Origin of the sequence: Synechococcus sp. CS-205 (assembly GCF_025128255.1) — a bacterium.
Classification (GTDB): domain Bacteria; phylum Cyanobacteriota; class Cyanobacteriia; order PCC-6307; family Cyanobiaceae; genus Regnicoccus_A.
Genome location: NZ_JAHLZB010000006.1, coordinates 65,773 through 80,511 on the forward strand (window position 1 = coordinate 65,773; position 14,739 = coordinate 80,511).

At 67.7% G+C, this 14,739-nt stretch carries 16 protein-coding genes, 1 tRNA gene and 1 pseudogene; 11 read left to right on the forward strand and 7 right to left on the reverse strand.

Annotated features, from left to right (window positions below):
- Positions 1 to 56: 56 nt before the first annotated feature.
- A complete protein-coding gene (locus KQ297_RS01205) occupies positions 57 to 809 on the forward strand; it encodes an alpha/beta fold hydrolase (RefSeq protein WP_259737812.1) in 753 nt (250 codons plus the stop codon).
- A gap of 3 nt (positions 810 to 812) precedes the next feature.
- On the opposite strand, the gene KQ297_RS01210 is transcribed toward KQ297_RS01205, so the two are convergent.
- Together KQ297_RS01210 and hisG are read right to left on the reverse strand one after the other, a co-directional pair.
- Positions 813 to 2,612 (reverse strand): ABC transporter ATP-binding protein, encoded by a 1,800-nt coding sequence (locus tag KQ297_RS01210; protein WP_259737813.1) that lies wholly within the window; start codon positions 2,610 to 2,612, stop codon positions 813 to 815.
- Entirely contained in the window at positions 2,612 to 3,280 is a 669-nt protein-coding gene (gene hisG, locus KQ297_RS01215; protein ID WP_185465346.1) for an ATP phosphoribosyltransferase, read from the reverse strand. Before hisG ends, KQ297_RS01210 begins: the two co-directional genes overlap by 1 nt.
- Positions 3,281 to 3,309: 29 nt before the next feature.
- On the opposite strand from hisG, the gene gloB reads away from it, so the two are divergent.
- The gene (gene gloB, locus KQ297_RS01220; RefSeq protein WP_259737814.1) at positions 3,310 to 4,071 is read left to right on the forward strand and encodes a hydroxyacylglutathione hydrolase; all 762 of its coding nucleotides are present in this window, start codon (positions 3,310 to 3,312) and stop codon (positions 4,069 to 4,071) included.
- Here gloB and KQ297_RS01225 read toward each other — a convergent pair whose 3' ends face one another.
- On the reverse strand, positions 4,072 to 5,289 hold the full coding sequence (locus KQ297_RS01225) for an ABC transporter ATP-binding protein (protein WP_259737815.1): 1,218 nt from the start codon (positions 5,287 to 5,289) through the stop codon (positions 4,072 to 4,074).
- Between the two features lie 11 nt (positions 5,290 to 5,300).
- Between KQ297_RS01225 and KQ297_RS01230 the strand changes: the two genes are divergently transcribed.
- Together KQ297_RS01230 and KQ297_RS01235 are read left to right on the forward strand one after the other, a co-directional pair.
- Positions 5,301 to 5,696 carry a Rid family detoxifying hydrolase gene (locus KQ297_RS01230; RefSeq protein ID WP_259737816.1) on the forward strand — a complete coding sequence of 132 codons (396 nt, stop codon included), beginning with the start codon at positions 5,301 to 5,303 and terminating at the stop codon, positions 5,694 to 5,696.
- A gap of 141 nt (positions 5,697 to 5,837) precedes the next feature.
- Positions 5,838 to 6,110 carry a hypothetical protein gene (locus KQ297_RS01235; RefSeq protein WP_185465349.1) on the forward strand — a complete coding sequence of 91 codons (273 nt, stop codon included), beginning with the start codon at positions 5,838 to 5,840 and terminating at the stop codon, positions 6,108 to 6,110.
- Positions 6,111 to 6,116: 6 nt separating this feature from the next.
- Here KQ297_RS01235 and KQ297_RS01240 read toward each other — a convergent pair whose 3' ends face one another.
- Positions 6,117 to 6,929, reverse strand: a complete 813-nt coding sequence (locus tag KQ297_RS01240) for a TIGR01458 family HAD-type hydrolase (RefSeq protein ID WP_259737817.1) — start codon at positions 6,927 to 6,929, stop codon at positions 6,117 to 6,119.
- Positions 6,930 to 7,005: 76 nt separating this feature from the next.
- Between KQ297_RS01240 and KQ297_RS01245 the strand changes: the two genes are divergently transcribed.
- The 4 genes from KQ297_RS01245 (at position 7,006) to KQ297_RS01260 (ending at position 11,578) form a co-directional block, all read left to right on the forward strand.
- Positions 7,006 to 8,196 (forward strand): exonuclease SbcCD subunit D, encoded by a 1,191-nt coding sequence (locus tag KQ297_RS01245; protein ID WP_259737818.1) that lies wholly within the window; start codon positions 7,006 to 7,008, stop codon positions 8,194 to 8,196.
- On the forward strand, positions 8,193 to 11,201 hold the full coding sequence (locus tag KQ297_RS01250; protein WP_259737819.1) for an SMC family ATPase: 3,009 nt from the start codon (positions 8,193 to 8,195) through the stop codon (positions 11,199 to 11,201). The genes KQ297_RS01245 and KQ297_RS01250 overlap by 4 nt, the downstream gene beginning before the upstream one ends.
- Before the next feature lie 68 nt (positions 11,202 to 11,269).
- Positions 11,270 to 11,343, forward strand: a tRNA-Pro gene (locus KQ297_RS01255).
- A gap of 67 nt (positions 11,344 to 11,410) precedes the next feature.
- A complete protein-coding gene (locus KQ297_RS01260) occupies positions 11,411 to 11,578 on the forward strand; it encodes a hypothetical protein (RefSeq protein WP_259737820.1) in 168 nt (55 codons plus the stop codon).
- A 146-nt stretch (positions 11,579 to 11,724) separates the two neighbouring features.
- Here KQ297_RS01260 and KQ297_RS01265 read toward each other — a convergent pair whose 3' ends face one another.
- Both KQ297_RS01265 and KQ297_RS01270 read right to left on the reverse strand, forming a co-directional pair.
- On the reverse strand, positions 11,725 to 12,288 hold the full coding sequence (locus KQ297_RS01265; protein ID WP_259737821.1) for a pyridoxamine 5'-phosphate oxidase family protein: 564 nt from the start codon (positions 12,286 to 12,288) through the stop codon (positions 11,725 to 11,727).
- Positions 12,285 to 12,530: a hypothetical protein gene (locus KQ297_RS01270; protein ID WP_259737822.1), complete on the reverse strand. Its 246-nt coding sequence runs from the start codon at positions 12,528 to 12,530 to the stop codon at positions 12,285 to 12,287. Before KQ297_RS01270 ends, KQ297_RS01265 begins: the two co-directional genes overlap by 4 nt.
- A 207-nt stretch (positions 12,531 to 12,737) precedes the next feature.
- Between KQ297_RS01270 and KQ297_RS01275 the strand changes: the two genes are divergently transcribed.
- From KQ297_RS01275 to KQ297_RS01285, 3 genes are all read left to right on the forward strand, one after another.
- A complete protein-coding gene (locus KQ297_RS01275; RefSeq protein ID WP_259737823.1) occupies positions 12,738 to 13,265 on the forward strand; it encodes a cupin domain-containing protein in 528 nt (175 codons plus the stop codon).
- A 356-nt stretch (positions 13,266 to 13,621) separates the two neighbouring features.
- Positions 13,622 to 13,816 (forward strand): ArdC family protein, encoded by a 195-nt coding sequence (locus tag KQ297_RS01280; RefSeq protein ID WP_259737824.1) that lies wholly within the window; start codon positions 13,622 to 13,624, stop codon positions 13,814 to 13,816.
- A 43-nt stretch (positions 13,817 to 13,859) separates the two neighbouring features.
- Positions 13,860 to 14,132, forward strand: a complete 273-nt coding sequence (locus tag KQ297_RS01285) for a CopD family protein (protein ID WP_399250965.1) — start codon at positions 13,860 to 13,862, stop codon at positions 14,130 to 14,132.
- Between the two features lie 46 nt (positions 14,133 to 14,178).
- On the opposite strand, the pseudogene KQ297_RS01290 reads toward KQ297_RS01285, so the two are convergent.
- Positions 14,179 to 14,604, reverse strand: a pseudogene (locus KQ297_RS01290) (zeta-carotene desaturase); the annotation flags it as partial.
- Positions 14,605 to 14,739: the final 135 nt, after the last annotated feature.

A 14,739-nucleotide genomic window follows, 5' to 3' on the forward strand; every position in this document is an offset into this window, starting at 1 on the left:
GGCACGATCCTGCCCGATCGAGGGCGTTCCGGGGCAGGCTGGAGCCTGACCCCCTGATGGGATTGGTTGCACCCGCCCAGGCCTTCAATCCCGATCCGCCCAGGCTGCTGCTGGTGGCTCTGCACGGCTGGATGCTTTCCGGTCGGCTGTGGGATCCGCTGACCGCCGAGCTGGAACCCCGCTGGCGCCTCTGGTGTCCAGACCTCCCTGGCTTCGGATCGGAGCCCCGGCCGGCCGGCCTGCAACCGAGCCTGGCCAGCTACGGGCGCTGGGTGGGAGAAGCCTGTCGCCGGATCGATCCCGACTCGCCCATGGTGCTGATGGGCCACTCCCTGGGAGGAAGCATCGCCCTGCACGCCGCCAGCTCCCTGGGGAGTCGGCTGCGGGGGGTGATCCAGATCGCCGCCGGTGGCGGGGTGTATCAGCCCAGGGCCTTCGCCCGGGTGCGTCGCGGTGGCTCTCTGTTCCTGCGTTTCCGCCCGGGCTGGCTGGCGCGACTGCCGGGTACGGCCGCGATCCGCAGCCCGCTGGTGGCGGAGGCACGCGCAGCCCGTGGGTTGCTGGCCTGCAGCACCAACCGCGGCGCGGTCAGTCAGCTGCCCTCGCTCACCGCGACCCTGCGGGTGCCGAGCCTCTGGATCGTGGGTAGCCAGGATCAGGTGATGGCCCCCCGCTACGTGCGCCACCTGGCTGGCTACGCGCCCGACCACGAGCTGGCCACGATTCCGGACTGCGGTCACCTGCCGATGCGGGAGAGCCCCCGCCAGCTGGCCGCGCTGATCGATGCCTGGCTGGAGCGGCTTCCCTGATCCCTAAAGGCGGGCCAGCCCACGCTCCTGGAGATCCGCCAGCTCGGCGTAGAGGCCGCCGGCGGCCCGCAGCTCCCGGTGGGTGCCCTGCTCGATCAGCCGTCCCCGGCGCAGGACCAGGATGCGATCGGCCGCCTCCACCGTGGCCAGGCGGTGGGCGATCACGATGGCGGTGCGGCCGGTGAGCAGCCGCTCCAGATCGCGCTGGAGGGTGGCCTCCGTGGAGGGATCCATGAAGGCGGTGGCCTCATCCATCACCAGCACCGAGGGATCGCGCATCGCCACCCGCGCCACCGACAGCAGCTGCCGCTCGCCTGAAGAGAGGTTGCCGCCGCGCTCGCGCAGTTCCGTGGCCAGCCCGTCGGGCAGGCGGCGCAGCAGGGGATCCAGACCCAGCTCGGCACAGATGCGCTCCAGCTCGGCCTGGGCGATCGGGGCGTCCAGGCGCAGGTTGTCGGCCACATTGCCGCTGAACAGGAAGGTGTCCTGCAGCACCACCCCCAGCCTCTGGCGCAGGGTGGCGCTTGGCAGCTCGCGGATGTCGATGCCATCGAGCAGGATCCTGCCGCTCTGGGGTTCGTAGAGCCGGCAGAGCAGCCGGATGATCGTGGTCTTGCCGGAGCCCGTGGGACCCACCAGGGCCACCTGCTCCCCAGGGGCGATGCGGAAGCTCAGGTTTGCGAGGATCGGATCATCAGGGCGGTAGGCAAAGCTCACGTTCTCGAAGATCACCTCGCCGGCGCTGGCGCGCTGCTGCCCGGAGCGTTGGGCGGCACGGCTGCGCTGGTGCAGCTCCAGGTCGGCAATCTCGATCGGCTGCTCCATCAGTTCACCGATCCGCTCCACCGCAGTAAGACCTCCCTGGATCTGGGTGAACCGTTCCGCCAGCTGGCGCAGAGGGTCGAACAGGCGCTGGGAGAAAAGGATGAAGGTGGTGAGGGTGCCCAGGCCGATGGTGCCGGCGAGCACCATCCAGCCGCCGAGGGCGAGCACCACCGCCACGGCGGTGAGGGCCACCCACTCGATGAAGGCCGAGACGGCACTTTCATAGAAGATCGTGCCGGTGACGGCACGGCGGTAGGCATTGGTGGTGACGGCGAAGCGGGCGCTGTTGGTGGCCTCGCGCCGGAACATCTGGACCACCTCCAGTCCCTGCAGGTTCTCCTGGAGATCGGCGTTGAGCTGGCTGAGCTCCTCGCGCACCCGGTAGTTGGCCTTGCGGTAACGGCCCTGCAGCCAGAGGATCACCAGCGTGGCCGGCACCTGGCTGACCAGCAGCAGGGCGCCGAGCCGTGGCTCGATGCTGACCATCGTGACGCCGATCACCAGCAGGGTGACCAGATCGGCCAGCACCCCCACGGCGCCGCTGCCGAACACTTCGGCCAGGGCGTCCACATCGCTGGTGAGGCGGGTGAGCAGCTTGCCCACCGGGGTGCGGTCGTGGAAACGCAGGGAGAGGGCCAGGGCGTGGCGGAAGAGGTCGTCGCGGATCCGGGCGGTGAGCCGCTGGCCCAGGGCCTGGACGTTGTAGGTCTGGGCGCCCTGCAACGCGAGCCTCAGCAGCACTGCTCCGAACAGGATCAGCACCAGGGTGCGCATCGCCTGAGAGACGGTCTGCCCCGCCAGCCAGGCAGCGGTGGGCTCCCCGCGCAGCACGGCGATCGCCTGGCCGATCAACAGCGGCTGGATCGCTGCGGCCAGAGCCACAGGGATCAGCAGCAGAACCACCAGCATTAGGCGGCGCCGGTCGTGGCGGAGATAGGGCAGCAGACGCCGGAGCCGTTGGCGGTCGAGAGCGGCCATCAGCGCAGGGAGGGGGCAGAAACGGACGCGGCAGCTGTGGTGGTGGTGGCGACCCGGTCGACGATCCCCTGAAGGTCACCGAGATCGAAACGCAGCGCCAGGGGGTTGCCGATCAGGCGCGCGGTGCTGTGGAACAACTCATCAATGGCCACCAGGCCGTTCTCGCGCAGGGTGCGGCCGGTGGCCACCAGATCGACGATCGCCTCCGACATGCCGGTGATCGGACCCAGTTCCACTGAGCCGGTGAGATGGATCAGCTCCACAGGCAGATCCAGCCCAGCGAAGAAGGCTTCAGCGCAGCGCACGAACTTGCTGGCCACGCGGCAGTGGGCCGGCAGCTCCGCCGCCCGGCTATAGCCGCTGTTCTCCTTCACGGCCACGGCCATGCGGCAGCCGCCGAAGCCCAGATCCAGCAGGGGTGCCACCGGCAGCTGGTGCTCGCGCAGCACGTCGTCGCCCACCACCCCAAGCTGCGCCTGGCCGTAGGCCACGTAGACGGGTACATCGGCATTGCGCACCAGCAGGGCCCGGGCCCTGCCGCAGGGGCTTGGCACCATCAACTGGCGGTTGTCGGCATCGAGCAGGGCGCTGAAATCGAGACCGGCGGCGGCGAAGCAGCGCACCGAATCCTTGAGGAGAGCCCCTTTGGCCAGAGCGACGGTGATCATGGACTTGCACCGCAACCTGGACTGTACCGATGGGCGCGAGCCAGAGCGAGGTGGATCTGATCCCGGTGCTGCACGACAACTACGTGGTTGTGCTTCACAACGGGGTGCAGGCGGTGGTGGTGGATCCGGCTGTGGCTGAACCGGTGATCCAGTGGCTGGAGGTGCGTGGGCTGGAGTTGGTGGCGGTGCTCCAGACCCACCACCATTCCGACCACATCGGCGGAACCCCTGGGCTGCTGCGTCGTTGGCCGGCCGCAGCGGTGCTGGCCTCCGGCGCCGACCGGGCCCGCATCCCCTTCCAGACCGTGGCGTTGCAGGACGGCGATCGGTTCGAGCTGCTGGGGCGGAGCATGACCGTGCTGGAGGTGCCCGGGCACACAAGATGCCACTTGGCCTTTCATCTTCCTGCCGTTCCCGGCGGCCATGGAGAGCTGTTCTGCGGCGACACCCTCTTCGCGGGCGGCTGCGGGCGCCTGTTTGAGGGAACCCCCGGCGAGATGCACCATTCCCTGCAGCGGCTGGGGGCCCTGCCCGGCGACACCCGCGTCTGGTGTGCCCATGAGTACACCCTCTCCAACCTGCGCTGGGCGGCGGCGTACAGCCCGCAGCCGGGAGCGGAGCAGCAGGCGATCCTGGAGCGCTTGGCTGCGGTGGAAGAGCTAAGGCGCCGGGAGCAACCCACCATCCCCAGCACGATTGCGCTGGAGCGGGCCACGAACCTGATGCTCAGGGCTGGTGATGCCGAGGTCTTCGCCGATCGGCGTCGCAGCAAGGACCACTGGCAGGGGTGATCAGGGACCCTCAGGGCTGTGGGGCGCCACAGGCCAGAGGCTCAGGCCGGAGGGGAAGAGGCGGGCGGGTTCGCCTGGGCGCAGCCAGGGGCGGCAGCGCAGGCCGAGGGGGTAGTCGCGCTCGAGCGGCAGGCGGAACCTGAGATCGATCGGCGCCGCCGATGCGGTGGCTTTCAGCCGCACCTGGTAGAGCCATTCACGGCCGAGGAACTCCCGCGCCACCACCTCGGCGGTGCCGCTCGGGTCGGGGCTGAGATCGAAGGCCGATGGGCCCAGCAGCACCTGCCAGGGACCGGGACCATGGCCGGCGGAGGCCGCCGATCCTGTCTCCTCCGGACGCAGGGGACCGAGGGCCGTGAGCAGGTGATCCCCGCTCCAGTGGCCATCAAGCAGGTTTCCCTGCAGCACGAAGCGGCCCACGAAGGCGGAGGCGGGAGCCCGGACGATCTCGCGGGGACTGCTGCACTGGTGCAGGTGGCCCGCCTGGAGCACCGCCACCCGATCACAGATGGCCAGGGCCTCCTCGGGGTCGTGAGTCACGATCAGGCCGCTGGCCTGGCAGCGGCTGAGCACCCCAGGCAGTTCGGCCCGCAGCCGCAGCCTCACCTCCACATCGAGGTTGGAGAAGGGCTCATCCAGGAGCAGCAGCGTCGGCCCAGGGGCCAGGGCCCGCGCCAGGGCCAGGCGTTGACGCTGGCCGCCCGAGAGTTCATGGGGGTAGCGGCGCTCCAGCCCATTCAGACCGAGCAGTTCAAGCAGCCAGGTGGCGCGGCTGCGGTCCTGATGGGGCTTGAGGCCGAAACAGACGTTGCTCCAGGCATCGAGGTGGGGAAAGAGGGCGTAGTCCTGAAAGACCATCCCAACCCCACGCCGCTCGGGCGCCAGCCAGCCATGGGGGCCGGCCACCTCCTGGCCATGAATCAGTATCCGGCCGCGGGCCGGACGCTCGAAGCCGGCGATCAGGCGCAGCAGGGTGGTTTTCCCACAACCGGAGGGGCCCAGCAGGCCCACCAGTTCCCCTTGATGGAGCTCCAGGTTCACCCCCTGCAGGGTCCAGTCCTGGCTGGGAGCACCACCGCGGGCCACCGGATAGCGGTGCCACACGTTCTCCAGCCGCACCGGGTCAGGCCGCTTCTCCACCAGGGGGGTGATCGGCGCGGGACGTGAAGCCGGGGTGGAAGTGGCGATGGAGCCTGGTCCGTACACTCGGATTACCATTTTCACCTGCCATGGGCACCGGCGCCGAGGCGATCACCACCGACGCCGCACCGGCACCGGTGGGTCCCTACAACCAGGCGGTCAAGGCCGGCGGCCTGCTGTTCTGCTCGGGCCAGATCGCCCTGGATCCGGCCACCGGCACCCTGGTGGGCGGAGGCGATGTGGAAGCGGAAGCCCGTCAGGTGCTCGCCAACCTCCAGGCGGTGCTGAGCGCGGCGGGCTGCACGGCCCAGCAGGTGGTGCGCACAACCGTGTTCCTCACCGACCTGGCGGACTTCGCCAAGGTGAACGCCCTCTACGCCGAGCTCTTCTCCGCCGGGGTCTCGCCGGCCCGGGCCTGCGTCCAGGTGGCGGCACTGCCCAAGGGGGCCCTCGTCGAGATCGACTGCATCGCCCTGATGGGCTGAGGGCTGGTGGCCACCGGCCCAGCCGTCCCCCTTGCCCCCACGGGTACAGCACGCATTCTTTGAGATCCGTGACTTGTGATGAAGGTGACAGTCATCAGCTGTCACAGCAGCCAGCATGGGGAGGTTGTAGATGTGCGGACCATGACGTTCTCTTCCTTCCGTACCGTCCCTGCCGGTCAGCAGGCCTCCGGGGTGCGTCTCTATCGGTTGGTCGACCAGCGTTGTTGTCCCCATCCTGTCCTCGACGACCATTTCGATTCGATGGATGCCGCCTGGGACGCCGCCCAGAAGTGGTGGCAGATGCACAGCAATGGACGCGAGGACCCGATCGGTATCGGCGTGGAGGTGAGCACACCCGGTGGCGACTGGCGCACCCTGCGCTATCCCGGAAACCACTGCAGCTGGACGCCCTGACCGACCTCACTGGGCCAGGCAGCTGAGCAGATCCGGCAGATCGGCGATCGATCCAATCACCGCGGCACCGGTTGGCAGGCGCTCCAGATCCTTCGCCTCGAACTTGCCGGTGCGCACCAGGCACCCCGCGATCCCCACGGCCATGGCTCCGGCCACATCGGCCTCCACGTCGTCGCCCACCATCAGGCACTCCTCTGGTGCGAGGCCGAGCGGGTGCAACAGCTCCAGGAAGAAGGGTGCCGCCGGTTTGCCCATCACGATCGGCTCCACCCGGGCAGCCCAGGCGATCGCCTGAACAAAGGCTCCGGCATCGAGGAACCACTCGCCCCCCTCCCGAAAGCAGCGGTTCATGCCGATGGCGACCAGGGGAGACCCCTGGCGCACCAGACGAAAGGCGGAATTGAGGGCGCCGTAGTTCAGACCGTCGCGGGCATCGCCGAGCACGACGCTGTCCGCCTCAGGTCCCTCTGGATCATCAGCCTGGAGATCAGCAAAGAGTGGGGCGATGGCCGGATGCACGAGGCTGTGGGGGTGCAGGCCATGGCGCATGAGGTAGGTCCGCGCCGCCATCGGCGCGGTGAACAACTCGTCATCGGCAGGCCCCAGGCCCATCCGCTCAAGATCCCGCTGGAGCGATTCACGCGAGCGGCTGGCGGTGTTGGTGAGGAAGCGCAGCCGATACCCCTTCTGCCTCAACCAGCCCACCGTGGTCTCAGCCCCGGAACAGGGGCTGCCGTCCTCGAAGAGGACACCGTTGAGATCGAGCAACACAGCCTTGATCACGGTTGCCCCCGCCGGCGTGACCGTTGTTGGTTTCAAGTCTGGCGCCCGCAGGCCGGAGCGCACGTCCGCGTAGCGTCGAGGCCAGGGAGAAACTGAGCGCGAGCTCCCGGCGATGCGCCTGCTTCACACCTCCGACTGGCACCTGGGACGCAGTTTCCATGGGGCCTCGCTGCTCCAGGAGCAGGCGGCGGCCCTGGCGCGGATCGTTGAACTGGCCAGGGACGGGGCCGTCGATGCGGTGCTGATCGCCGGCGACCTCTACGACCGGGCGATCCCGCCGGCCGAGGCTGTGCAGCTGTTCAACGACACCCTGGCCCAGCTGCGTCAGAGCGGTGCAGCTGTGGTGGCGATCGCAGGCAACCACGATTCCCATGTGCGGGTGTCGGTGTACGACCCGCTGCTGGCCTCGTTCGGGGTGACGATCCGGGGCGATGTGCGCCGGGCCCATGAGCCGGTGCTGGTGAGCCCACGGCTGGGGGGAGCGCCGGTGGCGGTTTACCCGCTTCCCTTCCTGGAGCCGGCCGTGGATGGCCCTGGCCTGGCCAGGGCCCTGGAGGTGGGGGGCGACCAGGTGCCCCCGACCCGCCTGCGCCATGACGAGGTGACCCGAATGGCACTGGATCGGATCCGCCGGGATCTGCAGGGGCGGCCCAATCACCGTTCGGTGCTGGTGGCTCATACCTTCGTGGCAGGCGGGGAGACCTCCGAGTCGGAGCGGGAGCTCACGGTCGGCAACGTCGATCGGGTGGCTGTGGAGGCCTTCGCCGGCTTCAACTATGTGGCTCTTGGCCATCTGCACGGCTCCCAGCAGCTGGATGGCCCTCGGGTGGCCTATTCCGGCACCCCCCTGCCCTATTCCTTCTCAGAGCAGCACCACACCAAGTCGGTGAGGATCGTGGAGCTGGATTCCGCAGGCAACGCAGCGGTGGAGATCGTGCCCCTGCAGGTGGGGCGGTCGCTGTGCACCCTCGAGGGCGGGATCGAGCAACTGCTCAGGGATCCGCAGTTCGCCTCGGCCGAGGAGGCGCGCGCGCGGGTGCTCCTCACCGACGAGGTGCTGCCCCTGCAGGCCATGGCCCGCCTGCGCCGGCGCTTCCCGCATGTGGCCGAATTGCGCCATCGCCCGCCGGAGGTGCTGCGCTCCACCGCCAGCGAGCGCAACCAGCAGGTGCGCCAGGCCGCCTCACCCCTTGAGCTGGCCTCGGCGTTCTTCGCTGACCAGCAGGGGCGCGCCGCCAACGAAGACGAGGCCGAGCTGCTGCGGGAAGCGCTGGAGGCGGCCGGCCAGGGAGGGGAGCGTTGAAGCCCCACCAGCTCAGGATCGAGGCCTTCGGGCCCTATGCCGAGCCGGTGGAGATCGGCTTCGATGCCCTCAGCCAGGAGGGGCTGTTCCTGATTCACGGCACCACCGGTGCCGGCAAGACCTTCCTGCTCGATGCCCTCTGCTTCGCGCTCTACGGCGAGGTGTCGGGTGATCGCAGCGTCAAGGCGTTGAAATCGGATCACGCCGAACCCGCGGCGGTGCCTCGGGTGAGCCTGGAGTTCTCCTCTGGTGGAACCCGCTACCGGGTGGAGCGTTCCCCGGCCTACACCGCCCTCAAGACCAGAGGAGAGGGGACCACTGAGAAGGCGCCGCAGGCGGTGCTGTTCCGGCTGCTCGGCGCTGACTGGGAGCCGATCGCCAGCCGTACCACGGAGGTCACCCGCGAGGTGCAGGGGCTGGTGGGTCTGGATGCCCCCCAGTTCCGCCAGGTGATCCTGCTGCCCCAGGGCAAGTTCGCCGAGGTGCTGCGGGCCAGGGCCGAGGAGCGGGAGGCGCTGCTGAAAACCCTCTTCGACACGGTGATCTATGAGCAGGCGGGCCGCTGGCTGGAGGAGCGGGCCAAGGCCGCGCGCACCGAGGTGGCTGAGCAGAACCGGGCCCAGGAGGTGCTCCGCCGCCAGGCGGCCCATGAGTGGAACCCCTATGCCATCGAGCCCGTGGAGGCTCCCGGCGATCAGGCCGGGCTGGATCAGCTGGTGGAGCAGATCGCAGCAGTGGTGGCGGGCACGCAGCGCGCCTTGAAGCAGGCCAGCACTGGCCTGGATTCAGCTCAGAAGGCCAAGGCCGCCACCGACCAGCTGGCCGACCGCTGGGATCGGCGCGCAGCGGCCACCTCCCGCCTCATGGAACTGGAGGCGAAGCACGAGGTGGTGGAGGATTTCCGCCAGCGGCTGAGCAAAGCGGAGCGGGCCGAGATCCTGCGACCCAGCCTTGAGGCCGAGCGGACCGCTCGTGAGGATCTGAGCGCGCTTCAGGCCGCCGTCAAAGGGCAGCTGCTGGGCGCAAACCGGGCCAGGGATGCTGCACAGTCTCTGCCGGTTTCGGTGGTCCTGCTCGATCTGATGGCGTTGCCCAGCCTCGAGGAGCTGGCCGGCGCGCGCAACGATCTGGCCGCCCGTCGGGCGGAGGTGGATGCCCTGGTCAACCAAGCCATCAAGGCCAGCGAAGCGAGGACCAGGGCGACCACAGCCTCGGCACTGGCCAGCAGAGCGGAGGAGCGGCTCAGCAGCAGCACTGCCGCCAGGGAAAGTCGGCAGCAGGCGCGGCAGGCGGCCGGGGCTGCCTTCATCCAGGCCTGCTCCGCCCGTGACCAGCTCGATGGCTTGCGGCGGGCGGCGCAGCAGGCTCTCGATTGCGCCCTGGCCGTGGAGGCCCTCGGCCCCGCCCGGCAGCGGGAGAACGAGAGCATGGCTGCAAAGGCCGACGCCGATGGGCGCCTCCACCAGGCCCATGCGGTCCTGCTCGATCTTCAGCGACGGCAGATCGCCGGCATGGCGGCCCGGCTGGCCAGGGGCCTGGAGCCCGGAGCCCCTTGCCCGGTCTGCGGATCGGCGCACCATCCGGCCCCGGCCCAGCCTTTGGAGGATGCCGTCAGTGATGACGCGATCACAGCGGCGGAGCACGAGTTGAGTGCGGCCACCGGCGCGGCCCAGCAGGCTGCGGTGGCCGTGGAAAAAGTGCAGGGAGTACGAAAGGCGCTGATGGAGAAAGCCGGCGCTGCCGCCAGCGACCCGGAGCGCGCACGCGGGGCGGCTCAGAAGGCAGACGAGGCACTGGCGGCGGCGAAGGCCCTGGCCGAGCGCGTGAGCAGCCTGGAGCAGGCGATCAGCGATCACGACCAGGCCCTCCAGACGCTGCAGCAGAGCATTCAGGCGGCCAGCACGGAGCAGGCGATGCAGGCCAGGGCCGCCGCGGAGGAAACCCAACGGGCTCAGACTCTCTCCGCCGACATCGCCAGGGAGCTTGGGGACGGCGTTGATCCACGACTGGTGCTGAAGAGCTTCGAGCCCCTGGAGGTCGCGCTGAAAACTCTTTCGAAGAGCTGCGAAGCCAGTGCCAGAAGCTCGGCCGGGCTTGAGCTGGCCTCGACCCGTCTGGCGAGGGACCTGGCCGAATCGGATTTTGCTGATGGCCAGGCCGTGGAGGCGGCTCTGAAGGAGGAGAGGGTGCGTCAGCACTGGGCGCAGCGGATCAGGGCGTTCGAGACGGACGTGATCGAACTGAGGGGCCTCCTGGCCTCACCCGATCTGACGGACCTGCCTGAGCAGCGGCCCGACACCATGGCCGCCCAGGAGGTAGTGGTCGCCGCTGACGCCGCCCGCACGGGGGCCGTGGAACGCCACAGCGAAGCCCGCGGGGCCCAGACGGAGATCGAGCGGTTGGGCCGGGAGCATCGGGCCGGGGCCGGCGAGCTGGCGAGCCGACGGGAGCGTGCGCAGCTGCTCAGTGCCGTGGCCGATCGCTGCTGCGGCAGGGCGGCTCCGTTCATTTCCCTGCAGCGCTGGGTGCTCTCGGCCTACCTGGCCGACATCTGCCGCTACGCCAACCATCGGCTGGAGCTGATGACCTCAGGCCGCTACCAGTTGCGGCTCACGGATGAAGGGGGCCGTGGCGGCCGCCAGGCGGGCCTGGGTCTGAGGGTGCTCGATGCCTACACGGGTGAGGAGCGGGAGGTGAGCAGCCTCTCGGGCGGCGAAACCTTCCAGGCCTCCCTGGCCCTGGCCCTGGGGGTGGCCGACACCGTCCAGGCCCACTCGGGTGGCGTGCACCTCGAGGCCCTGTTCATCGACGAGGGCTTTGGCACGCTCGATCCCGACAACCTGCAGCTGGCGATGGACGAGCTCGATCGGCTGCGGGAGGGGGGCCGCATGATCGGCATCATCAGCCATGTGGGAGCCCTCAAGGAACGCATCCGCTACGGCATCGAGGTGCTCTCCAGCGATCAGGGCTCGCGGGTGCAGCTGGGAACCAACGCTCTGGCCTGACCGGAGCCGGATGGGCCGCTCGGAGGTGACACAAGCACTGGGGGATCGGCAGTTAGAGTCCGCCTCGACGGGGCGTGGCGCAGTTTGGTAGCGCGGGTGCTTTGGGAGCACTAGGTCGCAGGTTCGAATCCTGTCGCCCCGACTGACTTTTCAGGGATTGGCCCGATTTGCTTGTCCCCAAAGCCGTCCCCAAAACAGCTGGGACGTGCGTGGGTCAGATCACATCGAAAATTCCGGTGTATTCAAGACCCCCCCCTGAGGGCCAGGATTTCAGTGGAGAGTTCGGCGCTGATCTCCATCCGCTCAGCTGCAGCATGCACCGACAGGCCCTGCAGGACGGTGAGCCGCAGGGCAGTGGCATGGATGCCGGCAGCTGATCCAACAGCTGCTCCAGCGCCAGCCACTCGCTGGCAGGGCCACAAGCAGACTCGTGCTGAGAAGCAGTCAGCTTGGTCAAGTAGGCAGGGCTCAGCGCAGCGGCAGCGGGGAGCGGAGCCCACTGAAGCCTCATGCGCATGCCCCTTCAGGGATTCAGGCACTCCTCCTTCCAACCGTCTTCCCGGCACCAGCGACGGCGCTGGTGCGGATGATCCCTTAGCTCCAGCAACTCCACCTGCTCCAGAGCAATTCGCAGCAGCTCGAAATGATCCGGCAATGGAGTGTCATCCGCGAGCTCTGCTGGAAAGGCCGCTGCGGCATCCAACGATGCTCCGGGTTCGGGCCAGCCCCAGAGAGCGCGGCCTGAGGGGGTGAGGCGTCGCCAGTGCCTTTGCCGCTCGTCAAGCTCCACATCAGAGGGCAACGTCAGAACCTCACCGCGCAGGCGGAACTGACAGCGGGCCTTGTGCAGCAGCCAGCACAGTTCCACGGCCGGTTGCTGCCGGAGCTCAGCCAGCTTGGCGCTGCGGCCATCGGTGAGCAGATCCAACGCAGCTCCATCCGCCCAGCAACGGAACACGAGTGTGCGCACCCGTGGGGTGCCATCAGCGGCGACGGTGGCGAGCTGCAACCACCGAGCTGAAGGTGAGCGGCCTTCCCGTTGACGGGCAGCCCGCAAAAGGGGACGCCATGGCGGCAGCGTGGTCAAGCCGGCTGCGGTTGGCGGCGATTCAGGGCAAAAGCCCCAGCGGCGATGGCCGCCAAGCCCAGGGCGCCGGAGGCGGCCAGAAACACGAGCGTCTGCACGGCCAGTAGGAACAGTCCCAGCGCGGAAGCCGCTTTGATCTGGATCCTGGCCTTGATCAGCAGGGTGAGAAGCAGCAACACGATGGCCTGCAGGCCGGCGATCTTGGCAGCCGTGAGGGGACAGAGCGGGCAGGGGAGCAGCATTTAAGAAAAGCGATTCACAAATCCTGGCGAGGGTGTCGCCCCGTCGTGCCCACCAGCGCGTCTCGTACTCCAGCCATCGAACCGCTTGCCTCTCCATACCTCTTGCCAGTCCGGATCACCAGGCGGAGCTGGCTGCGTGGTTCATCACCACCCCATGGCTCGTCTGCGCCTGGTCTGGAACAGATTGGCGCGATTGCGGAGGTGGGTGTGCTGAAGGATCACCGTGCTCTCGCCCTGGTCTGTGGACTGGGGCTGCTGGCGCAAGCTTTACCTGCCCGCACTGACGAGGTGATCGGCCGTCCTGGCGACGGCGGGGTGATCACGGTGCGGCCGGCCACGCAGCACGACAGCCGCCAGGGTCTGGGGCGATTCGTGGGCATCTCCGGTGCCAACAGCGGGGCCCGCACGCTCTCGCTCAATCGCATCGTCATACCGCCCGGTGCCAAGGCCCGGGCTCATCGACACCGCAACTACGAAACAGCGATTTACCTGCTGCAGGGAACGGTGGAAACCCGCTATGGCGCCGGTCTGCGCCAGCGGGTGGTGAACCGCGCCGGTGATTTCATCTTCATTCCCGCTGATCTGCCCCATCAACCGGTGAATCTCAGCGCCACGGAGCCGGCGATCGCGATCGTCACCCGCTCTGACCCCAACGAGCAGGAAAGCGTGGAGCTGCTCGACGATGGCGGTCAGCCCCTGCCAGCTCACCAGCAGCACGGTCCCGCCCATCCCTGAGCCGATCTGCTGCCAACGGGTTGAGAAAGACCATGGGCCAGTAATGGCGATGCGCAGCAGCAGCGGCAGCGGACGCGCAAGGAGCAGGCTCGTTACCAGGCAGAAGCCGGCCTGCGCAGGCGGCGCCGCGCTGAGGAGATCCGCTCTCAACCCTCCAGGCTCAAGGTGGCGGTGCAGATCGACAACGTGGAAATGCGAGCGCTGGAGAAGATCAACAAGCGGATCTGAGGGGGGTGTCGCGCAGGAGTCCTCATGGTCTGTGGCAGCGCAAGGGCTGACGCGTGTTCGCACAGCGGAGCTGCGCGAACCCTTGCCCTCACCGCAGTCACCACTCGGGGTCCTGCGCTCTGCCTGCCATGGCCGCGTCCAAGTCCCGTTCACGCAAATCCTTCGATGGCCCCACAGCAGAAGAGAAGATCGTCGCTACCTTGATCGAGCTGATGAAGGAAGGCTCCGCCCTCTGGCGGCGCCCCTGGGATGGCAGCGGTGGTGGCCACCACGTGAATCTGCTCTCGGGCCACCGCTACCGCGGCGCCGATCCACGCCTTTGAGGAATCGTTCGAGCCGCTGGGCCTCACCGCTCTCGCCATCCAGGTGGTCACCGGCCTGTGGATGGGCTGGATCTACCTTCCCCACTTCCAGGGGCTCTTCAATCCACAGAACCCGATCGGCATGCTGGTGGGCACCAAGCTGCTGCTGCTGGCAGCCACCGCTTCCCTGGCCTTACATGCCCGCCTGCGGCTGATCCTCAACCTCAGCAACGCCAACCTCAGTGGCCTGGCCTGGCACATCCGTGGCATCATCGCCCTGGCGATCGCTTTTGTGGTGGTGGGCGCGCTCATCCGCCGCCTGGGCGGGCTGGGTTGAGAAGCCCGCTCCCCGCCACATCTACATTTAAATGATAACTTGATCGCTATGAGTCAAACCAAGGAAGTGTCAGGCCAAAGGCATCAATTTGATCCATCATGATTTTATTGAGAATACGGCCTAGAACTACTTGAGGTTCATCAGCACGAATTGGAACGACCGAATGTTGGATGGTCTTCGATTGATTCGACCCTTTGACGATTTTGCGCCTGATCAGGGAGTTTCCTGCTTCCAGCCCACAAACATAGGCTCTTTCCTGACAAAGACCTTTGGCACCATGCTCTTTGTCGCCCATCCGCACCCAGTCACCAGCGCAGACGATCGTCTCTACTGAGGTTTCCAAGGGTGGGCGCTTCCTAAAACTGCCGGGAGAGAAGAGAGACACAGAATCTGGATAGCGCCGTACCTCGTAATCAACTACCTTTGCGTTCCTAAATTCAGGGTGAGTAATTGGAAGCAAGTCATGCATAAGGGCACCTCGAAAAATCTACGGCGCTCCCTGACAGCCTATGAAATATGCAATAGAATTGGTTCAGTTCAACACAGCTGAATGGGACAGCGTGGATTCTGGGATGAGGAGAAGCGCATCCACAGGCTTCGGCAAAAG